General features: G+C 45.2%; 1 pseudogene. It reads right to left on the reverse strand.

Features of this window, described 5'->3' with window-relative positions:
* Positions 1–861, reverse strand: a pseudogene (locus tag N2K84_RS20170) (alpha-mannosidase); the annotation flags it as partial.

Raw genomic sequence — 861 nt, forward strand, 5'->3', positions numbered from 1 at the left:
CAGGCTGGCAGGTTTTTGCAACAATTCCTTTTTCAGGTTTTTGTCATAGATGCTTGTAATGTCACCATTATCGCCAACAAGTACTTTATAATACTCATTTTCAATGGAATTAGCAGTCGCTTTTAGTTTGTTGCTTTTTGCTGGTTTTGCATTTGTCTCCCGGACATCAAAAACCGCCATGCCAACCGATGGAACTTGTGCCAGGAATATAAACGTTAGTTTATTCCCGTTTTTTGACACAACCTGGGAAGGCACTTCTTTCCCGTTGGCATCAAAGACTTTAATATTATCGGGCAAAGCCGGATATTCCAACTCCGCCGTCACAACATCATCCCGGTCGGCTGCAACCGGATTGTAAACGATCACGGCCCTTCCTTGTGCCTTGGTATTAAGCTGAGATGAGATAATGCTTAACGCATTTTTAAGTGACTCGGAAAATCCGTTTTCAGCAATAAATTCATCATTATATGCGTAATTGTTTGCTACCGGGATGGAAGTCCCCGGAAGGATGTCATGCATTTGGCTTCCCAGGACCAGCTCCCAGGAATTGTTCAGTTTTGTTTGGGGGTATTCTGACTGGGTAAGATATGACGCTACCGAGGACATCTGTTCAGCCGATTGCGCCAGGTTCTCATTTTTCCGGTTCATTCGTTTCAGATATGCCTGAGAGGTCAATGAGCCGGCACTATGTTCAATCAACAACAGATCGCCTGAGTACACCGGCAGTTTTTCTCTGATTCCCGGTGTGATATCCTTGTACATCTGGTCTGATGAGGATAACACAACCTGGAATTTGCTATCCGGGTTATCCAAACTTTCTACAGCATGACGGACATCCGTTTCCCGCGGCGCGCCTCCTTT

The sequence above is a fragment of the Gaoshiqia sediminis genome (assembly GCF_025907915.1).
GTDB lineage: Bacteria > Bacteroidota > Bacteroidia > Bacteroidales > Prolixibacteraceae > Gaoshiqia > Gaoshiqia sediminis.